The organism is Streptomyces verrucosisporus (assembly GCF_017114865.1).
GTDB classification, from domain to species: domain Bacteria; phylum Actinomycetota; class Actinomycetes; order Streptomycetales; family Streptomycetaceae; genus Streptomyces; species Streptomyces fenghuangensis.
Map to the genome: position 1 here is coordinate 61,981 of NZ_JADEYH010000016.1, position 18,367 is coordinate 80,347.

At 72.7% G+C, this 18,367-nt stretch carries 13 protein-coding genes; 7 read left to right on the top strand and 6 right to left on the bottom strand.

What is annotated here, in order from left to right:
• Nucleotides 1–8 precede the first annotated feature (8 nt).
• A complete protein-coding gene (gene glgB / locus IQ279_RS17985; protein WP_206349586.1) occupies nucleotides 9–2,756 on the top strand; it encodes a 1,4-alpha-glucan branching enzyme in 2,748 nt (915 codons plus the stop codon).
• 203 nt (nucleotides 2,757–2,959) lie between these two features.
• Here the strand turns inward: glgB and IQ279_RS17990 are convergent, their stop codons facing one another.
• A complete protein-coding gene (locus IQ279_RS17990) occupies nucleotides 2,960–4,300 on the bottom strand; it encodes a cation:dicarboxylate symporter family transporter (protein ID WP_307792419.1) in 1,341 nt (446 codons plus the stop codon).
• A gap of 283 nt (nucleotides 4,301–4,583) precedes the next feature.
• Between IQ279_RS17990 and IQ279_RS17995 the strand changes: the two genes are divergently transcribed.
• Both IQ279_RS17995 and IQ279_RS18000 read left to right on the top strand, forming a co-directional pair.
• Entirely contained in the window at nucleotides 4,584–4,763 is a 180-nt protein-coding gene (locus IQ279_RS17995) for a hypothetical protein (RefSeq protein WP_206349671.1), read from the top strand.
• Between the two features lie 177 nt (nucleotides 4,764–4,940).
• The gene (locus IQ279_RS18000) at nucleotides 4,941–6,671 is read left to right on the top strand and encodes a hypothetical protein (RefSeq protein WP_206349588.1); all 1,731 of its coding nucleotides are present in this window, start codon (nucleotides 4,941–4,943) and stop codon (nucleotides 6,669–6,671) included.
• Nucleotides 6,672–6,760: 89 nt separating this feature from the next.
• On the opposite strand, the gene IQ279_RS18005 is transcribed toward IQ279_RS18000, so the two are convergent.
• The gene (locus tag IQ279_RS18005; protein ID WP_206349589.1) at nucleotides 6,761–7,786 is read right to left on the bottom strand and encodes an ATP-dependent 6-phosphofructokinase; all 1,026 of its coding nucleotides are present in this window, start codon (nucleotides 7,784–7,786) and stop codon (nucleotides 6,761–6,763) included.
• 398 nt (nucleotides 7,787–8,184) lie between these two features.
• On the opposite strand from IQ279_RS18005, the gene pta reads away from it, so the two are divergent.
• From pta to pyk, 3 genes are read left to right on the top strand one after another with little or no spacing between them, the layout of a single operon-like run.
• On the top strand, nucleotides 8,185–10,440 hold the full coding sequence (pta, locus tag IQ279_RS18010) for a phosphate acetyltransferase (protein WP_206349590.1): 2,256 nt from the start codon (nucleotides 8,185–8,187) through the stop codon (nucleotides 10,438–10,440).
• A complete protein-coding gene (locus tag IQ279_RS18015) occupies nucleotides 10,437–11,663 on the top strand; it encodes an acetate kinase (protein WP_206349591.1) in 1,227 nt (408 codons plus the stop codon). The genes pta and IQ279_RS18015 overlap by 4 nt, the downstream gene beginning before the upstream one ends.
• A gap of 54 nt (nucleotides 11,664–11,717) precedes the next feature.
• Nucleotides 11,718–13,145 carry a pyruvate kinase gene (gene pyk, locus IQ279_RS18020; RefSeq protein WP_206349592.1) on the top strand — a complete coding sequence of 476 codons (1,428 nt, stop codon included), beginning with the start codon at nucleotides 11,718–11,720 and terminating at the stop codon, nucleotides 13,143–13,145.
• Between the two features lie 103 nt (nucleotides 13,146–13,248).
• Here the strand turns inward: pyk and IQ279_RS18025 are convergent, their stop codons facing one another.
• From IQ279_RS18025 to IQ279_RS18040, 4 genes are all read right to left on the bottom strand, one after another.
• The gene (locus tag IQ279_RS18025; protein WP_206349593.1) at nucleotides 13,249–14,556 is read right to left on the bottom strand and encodes a hydrogenase expression protein HypF; all 1,308 of its coding nucleotides are present in this window, start codon (nucleotides 14,554–14,556) and stop codon (nucleotides 13,249–13,251) included.
• Between the two features lie 4 nt (nucleotides 14,557–14,560).
• A complete protein-coding gene (locus IQ279_RS18030; RefSeq protein ID WP_206349594.1) occupies nucleotides 14,561–15,100 on the bottom strand; it encodes a DUF6114 domain-containing protein in 540 nt (179 codons plus the stop codon).
• A gap of 104 nt (nucleotides 15,101–15,204) precedes the next feature.
• Nucleotides 15,205–15,828, bottom strand: coding sequence for a DUF6230 family protein (locus IQ279_RS18035; protein WP_206349595.1), 624 nt, complete (start codon nucleotides 15,826–15,828; stop codon nucleotides 15,205–15,207).
• 577 nt (nucleotides 15,829–16,405) lie between these two features.
• Entirely contained in the window at nucleotides 16,406–17,389 is a 984-nt protein-coding gene (locus IQ279_RS18040) for a tetratricopeptide repeat protein (protein ID WP_206349596.1), read from the bottom strand.
• Between the two features lie 173 nt (nucleotides 17,390–17,562).
• Between IQ279_RS18040 and IQ279_RS18045 the strand changes: the two genes are divergently transcribed.
• A complete protein-coding gene (locus tag IQ279_RS18045) occupies nucleotides 17,563–18,249 on the top strand; it encodes a TetR/AcrR family transcriptional regulator (RefSeq protein WP_206349597.1) in 687 nt (228 codons plus the stop codon).
• Nucleotides 18,250–18,367: the final 118 nt, after the last annotated feature.

The following is an 18,367-nucleotide window of genomic DNA, read 5'->3' on the forward strand; positions in this document are numbered from 1 at the left end:
CCCCTTCCGTGACCCCCCGTCCCGACAGCCGACCGTTCTCCGAAACCTCCCCGCGGCCCGTCCGCACCGGCGGCCGGGACGAGGACGCCGCCCCGGCCGTCTCCCAGGGAGCCGCCGGCCCGAAGGATCCGGCCGGCGCCGCGGACCCCGCCGGAGGGAAGGCCGCCGCAGGGAAGACCGCGGCGAAGAAGACCGCCGCCAAGCGGACGGCCGCCAAGAAGACCGCGACCGAGAAGGTCGTGGCGAAGAAGGCGGTGGCCAAGAAGACCACCGCGAAGAAGACCGCCGCCAAGAAGGCGGTGACCGGGAAGGCCGCCGCCGAGAAGGCCCCGGCGGGGAGGACCGCGGCCAGGTCCACCGGCAAGGCCCCCGCGAAGAAGGTCACGGCCGGGAAGGCGGCGGCCTCCGAGCCCGTGGCCCTGCGCCAGGACGAGCCGCTGAAGGACCACGCCCCCAACTGGCCCGGCGCCCGCCCGCCCGCACCGCGCCGGAGCGACGACGCCCTCGGCCGGGACGGCGACGGAGCGGGCGTCGGTCGCGCCGCTTCGCTGGACCCGGGTGAGCGGCAGCGCCTGCTGCACGGCTCCCACCACGACCCGCACACGGTGCTCGGCGCACACCGGGTGCCCGGCGGAGTGCTGTTCCGCGCGCTGCGGCCCTACGCCCGCCGTGTCGCCGTCCTGGCCGAGGGCGTGCGGGCGGAGCTGCACGACGACGGGGACGGGCTGTTCTCCGGCGTGCTCCCGCTGGCCGCCGAACCCTCGATGCCCTCCTACCGGCTGCTGGTGCGCTACGGGGAGGAACCCGGTCAGGACGAGCTGGAGGCCGAGGACCCGTACCGCTTCCTGCCCTCGCTCGGCGAACTGGACCTGCATCTGATCGGCGAGGGCCGCCACGAGGAGCTGTGGCGGGCGCTGGGCGCGCGCCCCATGACCGTCGACGGGGTGGCCGGCACCCGCTTCACCGTCTGGGCCCCCAACGCCCTGGGGGTGCGGGTCGCCGGGGACTTCAACCACTGGGACGGCACGGCCTGCCCCATGCGCTCACTGGGTGGCAGCGGCGTGTGGGAGCTGTTCCTGCCCGGGGTCGGCGCGGGCGCGCTGTACAAGTTCGACATCACCCGCCCGGACGGCTCCCACACCCTGCGCGCCGACCCGATGGCCCGCCGCACCGAGGTCCCGCCGGCGACCGCCTCGATCGTGGAGGAGTCCGCGTACACCTGGCACGACGGGGAGTGGCTGGCCCGCCGCGCCGAACGCGCGCCCCATCAGGCTCCCCTGTCCGTCTACGAGGTGCACCTGCCCTCATGGCGCCCCGGGCTGACCTACCGCGAACTGGCCGAGCAGCTCCCGGCGTACGTGAAGGACCTGGGCTTCACCCATGTGGAGCTGATGCCCGTCGCCGAGCACCCCTTCGGCGGCTCCTGGGGCTACCAGGTCACCGGCTTCTACGCGCCCACCGCGCGCATGGGAACCCCCGACGACTTCCGCCATCTGGTCGACCGCCTCCACCAGGAGGGCATCGGGGTGCTGATGGACTGGGTGCCCGCGCACTTCCCCAAGGACGAGTGGGCGCTGGCCCGGTTCGACGGCACCGCCCTGTACGAGCACTCGGACCCGGCCCGCGCCGAGCACCCGGACTGGGGGACGCTGGAGTTCAACTTCGGCCGCACCGAGGTGCGCAACTTCCTGGTCGCCAACGCGGTCTACTGGTGCGAGGAGTTCCACATCGACGGCCTGCGCGTGGACGCCGTCGCCTCGATGCTCTACCTGGACTACTCGCGCGAGTCCGGCCAGTGGACCCCCAACGTGTACGGCGGCCGGGAGAACCTGGACGCGGTGGCCTTCCTGCAGGAGATGAACGCCACCGTCTACCGCCGCTGCCCCGGCGTGATCACCGCCGCCGAGGAGTCCACCGCCTGGGACGGCGTCACCCGCGCCACCCACCACACCGGGCCGGGCGGCTTCGGCGGGCTGGGCTTCGGCTTCAAGTGGAACATGGGGTGGATGCACGACTCCCTGGAGTACATGGTCAGGGAGCCGGTCCACCGCAAGTACCACCACAACGAGATGACGTTCTCGATGGTGTACGCCTACTCGGAGAACTACATCCTGCCCATCTCCCACGACGAGGTGGTGCACGGCAAGCGGTCGCTGGTGTCGAAGATGCCGGGCGACTGGTGGCAGCAGCGGGCCGACCACCGGGCGTACCTGGGCTTCATGTGGTCCCACCCGGGCAAGCAACTGCTTTTCATGGGGCAGGAGTTCGCCCAGGGTGCGGAGTGGTCGGAGGCGCACGGGCCGGACTGGTGGCTGCTGGATCCGGCATACTCGGCCGCCGGTGACCACCAGGGGGTACGGGACCTGGTCCGCGACCTCAACCGCGTCTACACCGCCACGCCCGCCCTGTGGGAGCTGGACACCGATCCGGCCGGCTTCTCCTGGATCGAGGGGGGCGCGGCCGACGACAACGTCTTCGCGTTCCTGCGGTACGCCGCCGACGGCTCGCCGCTGATCGCCGTCTCCAACTTCTCCCCCGTGGTCCGGCACGACTACCCGGTCGGCGTTCCCGAGGGGATCCCCGCCTGGCGGGAGGTCCTCAACACCGACGCGGCGCGGTACGGCGGGAGCGGCGTGGGCAACCCGGAGACGCTGAAGGCGGACGCGGCCCCGGCGCACGGCCGTCCGGCCGGCATCGCCCCGACGCTGCCGCCGCTGGCGACGATCTGGCTCGTGCCCGCCCCTCCTCGCGGCTGAACCTCCCCCGGACTCCGTCCGGGGGGCGTCCCCTGCCGCTCTCGCGGACCTGGCTGACCTCCGGTGTGGTGTCTCGATCGATGGCTGATGTCCGTAGCGGTTGACGGTTCGGCATCCGCGGCGGCCCTGCCCGGCGGGGGACGGGGCAGGGCCGCCGCGGACGGCCCGGGGCGTTCACGGGGAGGCCGTACGCCCGCGGGCTTCTAGGTGGCGGGCCCGGTGGGGGCCGGGTCACGTGCGGTTTCGTCGCCGGCGGCCCGGTCGGGGGCGCCGGGGCCGGTGTCGTGGGAGTGGGCGTCGTCGAGGAGGGTCCGCTCGTCGAAGGGGAGGCGGCCGGCCAGCACCTCGCCGACCCGCTCCTTGTCGATCTCCCTGGTCCAGGTGCCGACCAGCACCGTGGCGACGGCGTTGCCGGCGAAGTTCGTCAGCGCACGGGCCTCGCTCATGAACCGGTCGATCCCGACGATCAGGCCGACGCCGTCCACCAGCTCCGGGCGGTGGGACTGCAGGCCGCCGGCGAGGGTGGCCAGGCCCGCGCCGGTGACGCCGGCCGCGCCCTTCGAGGCGATGACCATGAAGACGAGCAGGGAGATCTGCTGCCCCACCGACAGCGGGTCGCCCATCGCCTCGGCCACGAACAGGGAGGCCATCGTCAGATAGATCGCGGTGCCGTCGAGGTTGAAGGAGTAGCCCGTGGGGACGGTGATGCCCACGACCGGCCGGCTCACCCCCAGGTGCCCCATCTTCGCGATCAGGCGCGGCAGTGCCGACTCCGACGAGGAGGTGGACAGGATCAGCAGGAACTCACGCCCCAGATACCTCAGCAGGGTGAGGATGTTGACCCCCGCCACCAGCTTCAGCAGCGCGCCCAGCACGACGAGGACGAACAGCAGGCAGGTGACGTAGAAGCCGATCATGATGACGGCCAGGGACGTCAGCGCGTCCACGCCGGTCTCGCCGACCACCGCGGCGATGGCTCCGAAGGCTCCGGCCGGGGCCACCCACATGATCATGGCCAGCACCCGGAAGACCAGCCGCTGGATGTGGCCGATGCCGCGCAGCACCGGCTCGCCGGACCGGCCCATCGCCTGGAGCGCGAAGCCCACCAGCAGGGCGACCAGCAGGGTCTGGAGCACCTCGCCCTCGGTGAAGGCGGAGACCAGCGTCGTCGGGATGACATCCAGCAGGAAGTCGACCGTGCCCTCGCCGGCGCCCCCGGCCTGGGCCGCGCCGGCGCCCCTGGCCTCCTCGGTCAGCCGGAGTCCGGATCCGGGGTCCAGCACATTGCCGACGACCAGACCGATGGCCAGGGCGACGGTGGACATCACCAGGAAGTAGCCGAGCGCGAGCCCTCCCACCGCGCCGACCTTGGCGGCCTTCCGCACGGAGCCGATGCCCAGCACGATGGTGCAGAAGATCACCGGCGAGATCATCATCTTGATGAGGTCGACGAACCCGGTGCCCAGCGGCTTGAGCTCCCTGGCCACCCCCGGGGCGGCGAAGCCGAGCACGACGCCCGCCAGGACGGCGGCGATCACGGCGATGTAGAGGTAGTGGGTGCGGTCCCGTCCCGCAGGCCGCGCGGCCTGCGCACGCTGCGCGTTCCGCTCGTTCTGCGCGGTCGGTTCGTTCTGCGGTGGCACGTCGGGCTCCTCCGTGTTGCGGCTCCGACTCGCGTGGAGTCCCGGCGACTATGCACCCGGCTGTGGGGCCGATCACGGTTGTGCGCACTGCGTGCGCGGAAAACCCGTCCGGACGGCGGGATCCGGGCCGCTCCGGTTCTCCCGCGGGGACCGCCCGGCCGGGTGAACGGGCGGACCGGGGCCCGTGCGTCCGTTCCGCCCCCGCAGCCTGGCAGGCCGGCTCTTCGCGACGCAGGTCGTGGTGGTGGCCGCCGTGGTGGCCGGGCGGATGTGCGTCAGCCGGATCACCGCCCGCAACCTGGAGTACCCGGCCGGCGCCGGGCGGGCGGGACGGCCGGAGCCGCACTACCGCCGGTGCGGCTGACGTCCGGCCACGCCCGGTCCGAAGCGGCCACCGCCCGGCTCCGGCTCCGGTTTCGGCTCCGGCTCCGGTCTCGGCTGTTGAGTTCACGGCGAGCCCCGGGCAGGCTGGGCGGGTGCAACGGAAAGTAGCCGACCGATGACCGGAGGCGCCCCGGCAGGCGGGCGCCGAGGAGGCCCCATGCGCCGTCTCACGGATTACGTGTTCGCTGTCCGCACGACCGATGCGCCCCCCGCTCCCCCCGGCCTCGAAACGGTGGAGATCGCCTGGGGGCCCGGCACGGACGGCGCCGAGGACCCGGCCGAGGCCGTGCTCGACGCCCTGAGGGACAGTGAACTGTCCTGGGAGGACACGAGATCGCGGACCGTCTTCCTCGCCCCGTCCGGCTCCTCGGGTCTCGTGCCCTACGCCGCGGTCCACGGGTTCTTCGCCCGCTGGATCGACGTCCACGTCGACGGAGTCCTCCTGGAACTCTCGGAGGTGAACACGCAGGGGGTGGGCCCCGGCGGCCCCGGGAAACCGGAGAAGGCCCTGGAATGGGCCCAACTCGGCGGACCCCGCTGCGAGGGCGTCCGCTGGGTCCCCTACGCCCCCGCGTCCGACGGGACACTCGCCCCGGCCGACGCGCGCACCGTCCGCTCCGCCTGGCGGCTGCGCATGGTGCCGCCGGACCGGGGCGCGGGCGCCTTCACCATGCTGGCCCGGACCGGGCGGCTACGGCGCAGGGGCGACAGATGGCGCCTCCCCTTCCTCTCCACCGGCACCGAACCCGTCCCCGTAGGCAAGGACGACCCGTTCCAGGGCATCGACCTGGAGGGCATCAGGATGAGGGCGGACGCGCACCGCACGGAGAGCATGCGGTCCGACAGGCCGGTGCCCGACATCGCCCGGACGGCCCCGGTCAGCCGGCTCGACCAGCGGATCGCGGAGGCGAACACCGTGCCCGTCCGGTCGCTTCTGCCCGGTCTGGGCTCCCGTTCCGACGGCGGCGGAAGGTGGTCCTGTCCCAGGGACACCGGGGACCACCCGGAGGACCTGCCGCTGAGGCTGCACGGGGGCAACCTCGTACGGTGCCCGCGCTGCGACCCGAAGGAGAAGGTCGGACCGGTGCGGCTCACGGCCGAGGCGTTCGGTGTGACGCCGGACCAGGCGGCGGCGTACATCCTGGACGGCGCCGCGGCCGACCCCCTCGTACCCGGTGCGGCCGTCGTCGCCCACGTCGTCGGTGACGGACCAGCGGGCTTCGAGTGCCGGATCCGCCAGCCGGGCACCGGCCGGGAGCACCGGGCGACACTGAGTGCCGTGGACTTACGCGAGATCCGGGACTTCCGGAAACGCCCCCTGCGTGCCGGCGACAGCGTCACCGCGCTGGTCCTCCCCGGCCGAAGGCCCCATGGTCCGGACGGCGCGGCACGGCTGTCGCCGACGGCCCCGGAGCTGGTGGAGCGGATACTGGCGGGCTACGTACCGGAGCTGGCGGCGGGACGGGCCCGGGTCATGAGGACCGTCCGGTGCGCCGGGGCCCGGACCAAGGTCATCGTGGCCGGCACCACCAGGGCCGACGCCAGGGGGGCGTTCATCGGCAAGGACAGGAAACGGATCCTCCGCGTGAGGGAGATGCTCAACCGCGGCCTGACGGAGGAGAAGATCGACATCATCGAGTACGCGGCCGACCCCGCGGCCTGCCTGGCCTTCGCGATGGCTCCGGCGAAGGTCGGCGTCCGCGACGTCTTCGTCGAGCGCGGCTGCGCCGTCGTCGTGGTCCCGCCCCATCAGATGGACAACGCCATCGGCGAGGGCGGCCTGAACGTCCAGCTCGCCGGCCGCCTGGCGGGGCTGTACACCAAGGTCGTCCGGAAGGGGGACGATCCACGCCCGGTCCTCGACCGGCTCATCGCCGAAAGGCACTGAGAAAGGCGGGCGGGAGGGGCCGGTGCGAGAGCCGGCGGCGGTGCGGTCGTCCCGGCGGCGCGGGCACCGGGACGACCGCACCGGACAGGTCAGAAGACGGCCTCGGTCTCGTCCATCCGGTCCTGCGGCACCGTCTTCAGCTCGGTGACCGCGTCCGCCAGCGGCGCCATGACGATCTCGGTGCCGCGCAGGGCCGTCATCATGCCGAAGTCGCCGCGGTGCGCGGCCTCCACGGCGTGCCAGCCGAAGCGGGTGGCCAGTACGCGGTCGTACGCGGTGGGGGTGCCGCCACGCTGCACATGGCCGAGGATGACCGGGCGGGCCTCCTTGCCCAGGCGGTGCTCCAGCTCGATGGCGAGCCGGTTGCCGATGCCGGTGAAGCGCTCGTGCCCGTACTGGTCGATCTGCCCCTTCTCGTAGGGCATCGAGCCCTCGGCCGGACGGGCGCCCTCGGCGACGCAGACGACCGCGAACTTCTTGCCGCGCGCGAAGCGCTCCTCGATCATCTTGCACAGGCCGTCGATCTGGAAGGGCCGCTCGGGCACGCAGATGCCGTGGGCGCCGCCGGCCATGCCGGCCTCCAGCGCGATCCAGCCCGCGTGGCGTCCCATGACCTCGACGACCATCACCCGCTGGTGGGACTCGGCCGTCGTCTTCAGCCGGTCGATGGCCTCGGTGGCCACGGTGACGGCCGTGTCGAAGCCGAAGGTGCGGTCGGTGGCGGAGATGTCGTTGTCGATCGTCTTGGGCACGCCCACCACCGGCAGCCCGGCGTCGGCGAGCATCCGGGCGGCCGTGAGGGTGCCCTCGCCGCCGATCGGGATGAGCGCGTCGAGGCCGAGCCGCTCCAGCAGCTCCTCGGAGTTCCGGCACGCCTCCCTCAGCCGGTCGCGCTCCAGCCTGGCCGAGCCCAGGATGGTGCCGCCCCTGGCGAGGATGCCGGAGACGGAGTCGATGTCGAGTTCGCGGTAACGGCCGTCGAGCAGCCCCTTGAAGCCGTCTTCGAAGCCGATGACTTCGTCGTTCCGGTCGACCACGGCGCGGTGCACGACCGAACGGATCACGGCGTTCAGACCGGGGCAGTCGCCGCCTGCGGTGAGGACTCCGATGCGCATGGGATCGCTTCTCCTGCTCGCTGCTGGTTCGGGGGTGCGCCGCCGCGATTGTTTCACGCTCTGAACGCATTCCCGCCTTCCGTCTCACATACCGTTCGAGACACGACCGGCAGGCGGCATCGAGGGGCACGGCGGTAGGGTCGGGACCAGTCAGAGGAACAAGCGTCCGGACGGGCTCCTTCAGGGCTGTTCCGGCCGGTCCGTCCATCGGGCCGGACCGGCCGGTCCCCGCGGGCCTCCGCAGGTTTCCGTGGTCTTCGGCGGGGCTCCCGCCGGATCCCCGCGGCCCCCGCGGCCCTGCGGTCCCTCCGGCGCTTTTCCGCCGCGGCGTGCCCGGGTACCCGACGGGGAGGACAGGGCCCGAAGGGTCCAGGGCGCGACGAGCAGGGAGAGCACACGTGACGCGCAGCGTGTACGTGACCGGCATCGGCCGCGGAGACGGCCGCCAGGTCGTGGAGCTGGGAGTCATGGAACTCCTGTCCCGGCGGACGGGCCGGGTCGGCGTCTTCCGCCCGCTCGCCCACGACGGCCCCGACCCCATCTACGACCTGTTGCGCAGCCGCTACCGGCTCTCCCAGCCCGCCGGGACCGTGGTCGGGCTCGGCTACGACGAGGCGGTGGCCGTCCTGGCCGACCGGGGCACCGACGAACTGGTGTCCCGGCTGGTCGACCGCTTCCACACCGTCGCCCGCGACTACGAGGCCGTCCTCGTCCTGGGCACCGACTTCGCCGACACCGGCCTGCCCTCCGAGCTGGCGCTCAACGCCCGGCTGGCCAACGAGCTCGGCGCCCCGGTGCTGCCGGTGGTGGCCGGCACCGGCCAGGACACCGACTCGCTGACCGCCGAGATCCGCAACGCCTACCACGCGTACGCCTCGCTGGGCTGCGAGGTGCTCGCGATGATCGCCAACCGGGTCGCCGACGGCGCGGCGGTCGGCGCCGTCGGCCTGGACGGGCATCTGCCGGTGCCGGTGTACGCCCTGCCCGAGGACCCCGCGCTGGCCGCGCCGACCGTCACCCAGGTCGCCCAGGCGCTGGGGGCGAAGGTCCTCCAGGGGGATCCGGCCGGGCTCGCCCGCGATGTGCGCGGCTTCGTCTTCGGCGGCGCCACGCTGCCGACCTTCCTGCCCGCTCTCACCGAGGGCTGCCTGGTGCTCACCCCCGGCGACCGGGCGGACCTGGTCGTCGGCGCGCTGGCCGCCCACTCCGCGGGCTCCCCCGCCATCGCCGGAGTGCTGCTGACCGTCGGGCAGAAGCCCGGCGAGGAGACGATGGCGCTGGCCGCCCGGCTCTCCCCGGGCACTCCGGTGCTGTCGGTGCCGGGCGGGTCGTTCTCCACCGCCGGCGAGCTGATGTCCCTGGAGGGCAGGCTGACCACGGCCAACCCGCGCAAGGCCGAGATCGCCCTCGGCCTCTTCGAGGGCCATGTGGACACCGCCCGGCTCACCGAGCGGCTCTCGGTGGTCCGCGGCGACCGGGTCACCCCGATGATGTTCGAGCACGAGCTGATCGAGCGGGCACGGTCCGACCGCCGCCACGTCGTCCTGCCCGAGGGCACCGAGGAACGGGTGCTGCGGGCGGCCGAGGTGCTGCTGCGCCGGGGGGTGTGCGATCTGACACTGCTGGGCGACGAGACCGAGATCCGCAAGCGCGCCGCCGAGCTGGGCATCGACCTGGGCCTGCTGGGGCCCGAGGAGCTGCCCGAGGGGACGGGCGCCTCCGCCCGCGCCGTGGACCCGTACACCTCGCCGCTGCGCGAGCGCTTCGCCGAGCTGTACGCGAAGCTGCGCGCCCACCGGGGCGTCACCCACGAGCTGGCCTACGACCAGGTGGCCGACGTCTCCTACTTCGGCACCCTGATGGTCCAGGAGGGGCTGGCCGACGGCATGGTCTCGGGCGCGGCGCACTCGACGGCCGCGACGCTGCGGCCGGCCTTCGAGATCATCCGCACCAAGCCGGACGCCCAGATCGTCTCCTCGGTGTTCTTCATGTGCCTGGCCGAGAAGGTGCTGGTCTACGGTGACTGCGCGGTCAACCCCGATCCGAACGCCGAGCAGCTCGCCGACATCGCCGTCCAGTCCGCCGCCACCGCCGCCCGGTTCGGCGTGGACCCGCGGATCGCGATGCTGTCGTACTCCACCGGCACCTCCGGCTCCGGCGCGGACGTGGACAAGGTGCGGCGGGCGACGGAACTGGTGCGCGAGCGCCGCCCGGACCTGCTGGTGGAGGGGCCGATCCAGTACGACGCGGCGGTGGAGCCGTCGGTGGCGGCGACCAAGCTGCCGGAGTCGAGGGTCGCGGGGCGGGCCACCGTGCTGGTCTTCCCGGACCTGAACACCGGCAACAACACCTACAAGGCCGTCCAGCGCTCGGCCGGCGCGGTGGCCGTCGGTCCGGTCCTGCAGGGTCTGCGCAAGCCGGTCAACGACCTCTCGCGCGGCGCGCTGGTGCAGGACATCGTCACCACCGTGGCGATCACCGCGATCCAGGCGCAGCACAGCCGGCGGGCCGCGGGCGCGACGGCCCGCCCGGCGGAGCCCACGGAGTCCGCCGGGCCCGCTGAGCCCACCGAGTCGACCGAATCCACCGAATCCACCGGGTCCGCGCACTCCACCGGACCGACCGGCCCCGAGGGGAAGGCTGCGAGCGAGTGAGAGGCACCCGCGTCCTCGTACTGAACACCGGTTCCTCGTCGGTGAAGTACCAGCTCCTGGACATGGCCGACGGCTCCCGTCCGGCCGCCGGCCTGGTCGAGCGGATCGGCGAGCGCACCTCATACCTGCGCCACGCCCCGGCCGGCGGCCCGCGCCGCGAGCGCGAGGAGCCGGTGCCCGACCACCAGGCGGCACTGAAGGCCGTCGCCGGCGAACTGGCCCGCGACGGGCTTGGGCTGGACTCCCCCGAGCTGGCCGCCATCGGTCACCGGGTGGTGCACGGCGGGCGCCGCTTCACCGAGCCGACCGTGATCGACGACGCGGTGCTGGCCGAGATCGAGCGCCTGGTGCCCGTCGCGCCGCTGCACAACCCGGCCAATCTGGCGGGCATCCGCACGGCGATGGCGCTGGCGCCGCGTCTGCCGCAGGTGGCGGTCTTCGACACCGCGTTCCACACGACGATGCCGGAGTACGCCGCCCGGTACGCCATCGACACCGCCGTCGCCGACGCCCACCGGGTTCGCCGTTACGGCTTTCACGGCACCTCGCACGCGTACGTCTCGCGCAGGACGGCCGAGTTGCTGGGCCGGGATCCCTCCGAGGTGAACGTCATCGTGCTGCACCTGGGCAACGGCTCGTCGGCCTCGGCGGTGCGCGGCGGGCGGTGCGTGGACACCTCCATGGGGCTCACCCCGCTGGAGGGCCTGGTGATGGGCACCCGTTCGGGTGATGTCGACCCGGCGGTGGTCTTCCATCTGGCGCGGGTCGCCGGGATGTCGGTGGAAGAGATCGACGTCCTGCTGAACAAGCGCAGCGGCCTGCTGGGCCTGTGCGGGGACAACGACATGCGGGAGGTCCTGCGCCGGATGGCGGGCGAGGGGCCGGACGCGGAGTCGGCGAGGCTGGCCTTCGAGATCTACGTCCACCGGCTGAAGAAGTACATCGGCGCCTACTGCGCGGTGCTCGGCCGGGTGGACGCGGTGGCCTTCACCGCCGGGGTCGGCGAGAACGCCGCACCGGTGCGGCAGGCCGCCGTCGACGGGCTGGGGGGCCTGGGCCTGGCCGTGGACACGGAGCTGAACACCGCGCGCGGCGGCGGGCCCCGGCTGATATCACCGCCCGACGCGCGGGTGGCGGTGGCCGTGGTGCCCACCGACGAGGAACTGGAGATCGCCGGCCAGACATATGCGCTGGTGGGCGACGGCACCACGGCACGGGAGTGAGCCAGCTCACCCCCTGGAACGTTCCGCCACTGAACAAAAGATAGGATCGCCCCCATGCGCCGTTCCAAAATCGTCTGCACCCTGGGCCCCGCCGTGGACTCCTACGATCAGCTCAAGACGCTGATCGAGGCCGGCATGAATGTGGCCCGCTTCAACATGAGCCATGGCAGCCACGCCGAGCACGAGGAGCGTTACCACCGCCTGCGCAAGGCCTCCCAGGAGACCGGGCGCGCCATCGGCGTGCTCGCCGACCTCCAGGGCCCCAAGATCCGCCTGGAGACCTTCGCCGACGGTCCCGTCGAGCTGGTGCGCGGCGACGAGTTCACCATCACCACCGAGGACGTCCCCGGCGACCGCACCGTCTGCGGCACCACCTACAAGGGCCTGCCGGGCGACGTCTCCAAGGGCGAGACGGTCCTGATCAACGACGGCAACGTCGCCCTCCAGGTGATCGACGTGGACGGCCCCCGGGTGCGCTGCATCGTCATCGAGGGCGGTGTGATCTCCGACCACAAGGGCATCAACCTGCCCGGCGTGGCGGTCAACGTCCCGGCCCTGTCGGACAAGGACGTCGAGGACCTGAGGTTCGCGCTGGAGATGGGCTGCGACATGGTGGCGCTCTCCTTCGTGCGCGACGCCGCCGACGTGCGCGACGTCCACCGGGTGATGGACGAGGTCGGCCGCCGGGTCCCGGTGATCGCCAAGGTGGAGAAGCCGCAGGCGGTGGAGAACATGGAGGACGTGGTCCTCGCGTTCGACGGCGTGATGGTGGCCCGCGGCGACCTGGCGGTGGAGTACCCGCTGGAGAAGGTGCCGATGGTGCAGAAGCGGCTGATCGAGATGTGCCGCCGCAACGCCAAGCCGGTGATCGTGGCGACCCAGATGATGGAGTCGATGATCACCAACTCCCGGCCCACCCGCGCCGAGGCCTCCGACGTGGCCAACGCGATCCTGGACGGCACGGACGCGGTGATGCTCTCGGCGGAGTCCTCGGTGGGCCAGTACCCGATCGAGACGGTCAAGACGATGTCGAAGATCGTCCAGGCCGCCGAGGAGGAGCTGCTCTCGCGCGGCCTCCAGCCGCTGGTGCCCGGCAAGAAGCCGCGCACCCAGGGCGGTTCGGTGGCCCGCGCGGCCTGCGAGATGGCGGACTTCCTCAACGGCAAGGCGCTGGTCGCCTTCACCAAGTCCGGCGACACCGCCCGGCGGCTCTCCCGCTACCGGGCCGCCCAGCCGATCCTGGCCTTCACCACCGAGCCCTCCACCGCCTGCCGGCTCACGCTCAGCTGGGGCGTGGAGTCCTTCGTGGTGCCGCACGTGGACCACACCGACGACATGGTGGACCTGGTCGACGCCGAACTGCTCAAGCTCCAGCGGTACAACATCGGCGACACCATGATCATGACGGCCGGATCGCCTCCCGGCATCCCCGGTACCACCAACATGGTGCTGGTGCACCACCTGGGCAGCGACAAGCGCTGACCCGCCGGCCACCGGCTTTCCGGCCTCTCGCCCGCGGCGCGGCGAACGGCGGCGGCCCGCGTACCCCCGGGGGTACGCGGGCCGCCGCCGTTCGCCGCGGGTGTCAGTTCTCGTTGTAGAGGTTCATGCCGGGGATGTGCAGTTCTCCGCCGAACTGGCCGGCCTGCCTGACCGACACGTCCGTGAAGAACACCTCGGGGATGTTCAGCGGCGGCGGCGACTCGGGGCTGAAGGTGATCGGGATGAGCCCGAAGAGCTTGCCCTTGAGCTCCTCGGTGTACATCGTCACCGTGCCGTTGCGGATGGTGGAGGTGCTGCCCTTGGCGGCCTTGACGTGCGCGGTGCTGCCGCCGGGGCCCTCCACCAACTGGTGCAGGTCCCGGATGTCCACCGAGCGGGCGGTGAACTTCAGGACGTTCTTGACCGTGCCGTTGTGGGTGCGGACCTTGACGATGCCGTGGTAGTCCAGGCCGTGGAGGGCGAGCAGGCTGGTCTCCAGCAGCCACGGGGCGTTGGGCAGCACCGCCTCGGTCCGCTCCTCCTCGGCCCCGGCCAGCGCCTCGGCGTCGTAGGTCGGGCAGGGGAAGGGCTCCTTGCCGGACGCGTCCGCCCCCGGGACGGTCGCGTCGTCCGCCGCCTCCCCGGCCTTCTCGCGCGCCTTGCCGACGGTGTCCTCCACCGCGTCGCCGACGCGGTCGGTGGTGTCCTTCAGGCCCTTCTCGACACCGCCGGCGACGCCCTCGACGGCGTCCTTCACCGGGGTGTCGGAGCCGTCGTCCCCGGACTCCCCGGGCTCTCCGGACCGCGACGGGCTCGGCGAGGCGGAGGGCTCGGCCTCGGCCTCGGCCTGCGCGCCGTCGTCCTTCTTCCCGTCCGGGGTGAACAGGTCCTTGATGGCGTCGCCGATGCCCAGCGGGTCCAGCGGGTTGCGCTCCTCGGACTCCGAGGGGCTCGGCTCGGGCTCCGGCGTACCGGCGTCCTCCTCCTCGCCTCCGGTGCCGCCGTCGGCCGGCGGCTCGGCGGGCGCCGTGGCGCCGGGCTCCGGCGCGGGGGTGGCGCCCGGCTTCGCGTCCTTGCCGGACTCGTCCCCGCCGTCCCCGCTCTCCTTGCCGTCCTGCCCGGGCCGGCTCTTCTCCGCCTCCCGCCCGCTGTCCTCCTCCGCCTCCTTGTCGGGCGTGGTCACGCACGGCCCGTCCCTGAAGGGGTTCTCGGGCAGCGGCTCGGCGAGGGCGAGCTTGGGGGTGAGCCCCATGCCCATGAGCACGGCCGACGGCATGGCGGCCAGGGCTATCGCCTTGCCGGCGGGAACGTGCAGCCGGGTCAGCAGCGGCTTCCTGGGCGCGGCGTGGCGCGGCCCGGTCCTCGTGCGCCGGGGCGACCCGGCCGCGGCCTCCCGGTCCTCACGGTTCAACTCCTCAGGCGTCACGGTGCGCCCCGTTCCGTCCGTCGTCCGCCCCGGCGGGGGCCGGCTCGACGATGTTCAGGCCCACCTCCTGCGGAGCCTTCTCGGGCGCGGGATCACCGGGGGCCTCCCCAGTCTCCGCGGGCTCGGCCGGCCGCTCCTTGCCCTGCACCCAGGAGACGGCCATCGCGCCGCCGACCATCGCCAGCAGGAAGCCGGCGAAGAGACCCCCGAGGTTGGAGACCACCAGCGAGACCAGGGCCAGCAGAATGGCGGCGACTCCGCTGAAAACCCGGGAGTGCGGCTGGAACCACAGTGTCAGGCCCAGCACGAACAGCAGCACGCCGATGATCAGCGATCCGGAGCCCGTGGTGGTCGCCAGCCGGAAGGACAGCTGGCTCAGGCTGGGATCGGCGTACGGGATCCAGATGATCGGCACGCCGCCCAGCAGCGTCAGCAGTCCCGCCCAGAAGGGGCGCTGCCAGCGCCACAGGCGGAACGACTGCCGCCAGTGGCTGATGCGTTCACGCGCTCCCGGCGACTCGGCACTCATCAGAAAACAGCTCCCTAGGGCCGAACTGTCCATAAAGATCGATGGCACTGGGGGGAGACGGGGGACCGGCTCGGCGGCCCCCCGCCCCCTTTCCGCTCAGTGCGTCAGAAGCACTCGTTCTTGCCCTTGGCCACGTTCAGCGAGAGGCCGGAGAGCTTGAAGGTGCCGGCGCTGGTGGCCCAGGACGTCTGCTTGACGTCGGTGAGCAGGGCCTCGTCGGCCTCCTGGGCGAAGGAGCCCGGAAGCACGGTGTCGCCGGGCTTCAGGCCCGGGCCCGTCTCGTTGTCCGTGTCGTTCGCCGAGACGCCGATGTTGATGTTCGTGAACGTAGCGTCGGCGTCGAGCTGGTCGAGGTCGATGTAGAGGTTCTTCGCCTCGACGACCTTGCCGTCGTTGCCCGCGTTCAGCTTCACCGAGACATCGCCGAAGACCGGAACGGGGATCACGACGGACTGGCACAGGCCCCTGAGCTCGGCGCTCTTGAAGGCCGACACGGCGACGGGGATCTCCTTGCCCCCGTGCTGGACGTCGATCGTGCCGTACTGCACGAACCCCTTGCCGTCCAGCCGGTCAACCGAGACCTTCGCCTGCTGACCGGAGACGCTGAACGACGCGGCGAGTGCACCCTGTGCCAGGGCGACCCCGACCGCCGCCGTGGCGGCGACGCTGGGGACCATGACGACGGCGAACCGCTTCCATCTGGTCCCGCCACGAGCCACAGACTCCATGACTTTCCTCCTTCTCGGACGTACATCTCCGGCCCGGGCCCGACCCGGACGGGATGGGAGAAGTGCTACGTCCTCGGGAAGGAGAGCGCCGATACCCGGATTCACCTGCCTCCGGAGCGCCGGCGATCACCCCCGAGCGACAACCACTGGCCACGCTCCCGCGCAACCTGCCGGACAGGCCCCGCCCTTCGGCGGAGACCCCCCTGTCCGCGACCGGCGTCACCGACGCCGGCCCACCCGGTGGGGACCCATGGTCCGGCTCTGCCCGGACGTGGTGTGCCGGGCTGCGGACGATGGACCGAGCGTGGCCGATCGTGGTGCATGAGAGGCCGGGGCACAAGGGGCTCGTTACTTGCGAGTAACGGGAAGATGACAGGACCTGCGCCGAAAGTGATCAATCGGGCACCGAGGGTTGCGGGAGGAAACGATGGGCGAGCGGATCAAACGGACTTCGCGGGACCGAACGCCCCAGGCGGCTTACTGCGAGTAACAGCGGCCGCGATTACCAAGTTTCGGTAAAGTCGCGGCCGCTGTTGATCGTTATGTCAATAAGTCCCGGACCACCGGAACCGGCAGGTCAGAAAAGCACCCGGGCAAGGGCACCGCGTGCCGCGACCACCCTCGGATCCTCGTGCCCGACCACCTCGAAGAGCTCCAGCAGACGGACACGGACGGCCTCCCGGTCATCCCCCGCCGTACGGCGGACCGTCTCCACCAGCCGCCCGAAGGCGTCCTCGACGTGCCCGCCGGCCAGGTCGAGGTCGGCCGCCCTCAGCTGCGCCCGGACATCGGCGGGCGCCTCGGCCGCCTCCTCGCGCACCTGGGCCGCGTCCAGCCCCTGAACGCGCTGCAGAAGCTCGGCCTGGGCCAGGCCCAGCTTGGCCTCGGTGTTGGCCGGATCGTCGGCGAGCACGTTCCGATACGCCTGGATCGCGCCGCCCAGGTCCCCCGCGTCCAGCGCGGAGTGGGCGGCCACCAGCGCCGGGTCCTCCGGAACGACGGGCGCGGCCGGGGCCTGCCCGCCGCCCTCCACGGAGATGCCGGTGATGCCGAAGCGCTGCTCGGCGACCTGGACGAGCTGGTCCAGCACCTCGCGGACCTGCTGCTCGGGCGCCGCGCCCTGGAACAGCGGCAGGGCCTGGCCGGCCACCACCGCGAAGACGGCCGGGATGCCCTGCACCCCGAACTGCTGGAAGAGCGCCTGGTTGCGGTCGACGTCGATCTTGGCGAGGAGGAAGCGCCCGGCGTACTCGTGCGCCAGCCGCTCCAGCAGCGGGCCGAGCTGCTTGCACGGGCCGCACCACTCGGCCCAGAAGTCGATGACCACCGGGACTTCGGCGGAGCGCTGGAGCACCTCCTGCTCGAAGTCCGCCTCCTCGACGTCGATCACCAGGGACACCGGAGCCGCTCCGGCCGCTCCCTCCGCACCGGCACCGCCGGCACCGCCCTGCTGCCGTGCGGCCCGGGCACGGGCCTCCTCGGCCTTCTGCTTGGCCTCCCCGGCCGCCTTCACCGCGGCGAGGTCGACCACTCCGCTCATGGACATGTTGCGTGGCTGCATGTGACCAGTCTCCCCCGTTCCCGGACCGTTCCGTGCAGCGTGTCGCACATCGGCGCCGGGTCCCCGTCCGGCGCCAGTGGTCGTCGCGTGATCGCCGCCCGGCTCCAGAGCCCCGGAACCAGCGTTTCGATACGCCTCGTAGCGTAACTCATGGCCCCGGTTACAGTCACCCCATGGCCGATTCCGCTCGACGCACGGGCAGGCCGCGCAGCGCCGCGGCCGACCGCGCGATCCTCGACGCGACGCGCTCGGCGCTGGTCGAGCTGGGGTGGGGCGGGCTGACCATGGGGGACGTGGCCGTGCGCGCGGGGGTGGCCAAAACCACCCTCTACCGCCGCTGGGCGAACAAGAGCGAGATGGTCGTGGACGCCGTCGCCGTCCTCTTCGACGAGCTGGAGCTGCCCGACCTCGGCAGCCTGCGGGCGGACGTCGAGAGCGTGGTGCTCGCCTTCGCCGCGCTGCTGGAGCGGCCGGAGGCGAAGACGGCCCTGATGGCCGTCGTCGCCGAGGCCACCCGCGACGGCGCGCTGCGCGCCCGCATCCGCACCGCCATCGTGGAGCGCCAGAAGCGCCTGGTGGTCGAGGGCCGCCGCCGCGCCCAGACCCGGGGCGAACTCCCGCCCGACCCGCCCGGCCCGGAGGGCGCCGCCGCGGCGGACCGCGCCGCCGACCTGATCTTCGACGTGATCGCGGGCGCGGTCGTCCACCGCTCGCTGGTCAGCGCGGAGAGCGTCACCCCGGTGTGGGCCCGCTCCCTGACCGCCCTGCTGCTGCACGGCCTGTCCGCCACCACCGGCCCCGCCGCCGAGTCCGCCACCGGGCCCGCACCGGACGGCTCCGGCGGCCCCGTGGACGCCTGACGGCCTCTGGTGCCATCCGGCGGGCCTCCGGCCGGCGGCGTCCGACGGCACCCGCACCGGCCACCCGGCGGGAGTCCCTCCCGCGCCCCCGGATGCGGGCCCGGGCCCCGACATCCGT

Bases quoted from the DNA above. Each gene is read 5' to 3' on its own strand.
- IQ279_RS18000 (WP_206349588.1), top strand. From the start codon at position 4,941: ATGCGCCGTCTCACGGATTACGTGTTCGCTGTCCGCACGACCGATGCG.
- IQ279_RS18005 (WP_206349589.1), bottom strand. From the start codon at position 7,786: ATGCGCATCGGAGTCCTCACCGCAGGCGGCGACTGCCCCGGTCTGAAC.
- pyk (WP_206349592.1), top strand. From the start codon at position 11,718: ATGCGCCGTTCCAAAATCGTCTGCACCCTGGGCCCCGCCGTGGACTCC.
- IQ279_RS18030 (WP_206349594.1), bottom strand. From the start codon at position 15,100: ATGAGTGCCGAGTCGCCGGGAGCGCGTGAACGCATCAGCCACTGGCGG.
- IQ279_RS18035 (WP_206349595.1), bottom strand. From the start codon at position 15,828: ATGGAGTCTGTGGCTCGTGGCGGGACCAGATGGAAGCGGTTCGCCGTC.
- IQ279_RS18040 (WP_206349596.1), bottom strand. From the start codon at position 17,389: ATGCAGCCACGCAACATGTCCATGAGCGGAGTGGTCGACCTCGCCGCG.
- IQ279_RS18045 (WP_206349597.1), top strand. From the start codon at position 17,563: ATGGCCGATTCCGCTCGACGCACGGGCAGGCCGCGCAGCGCCGCGGCC.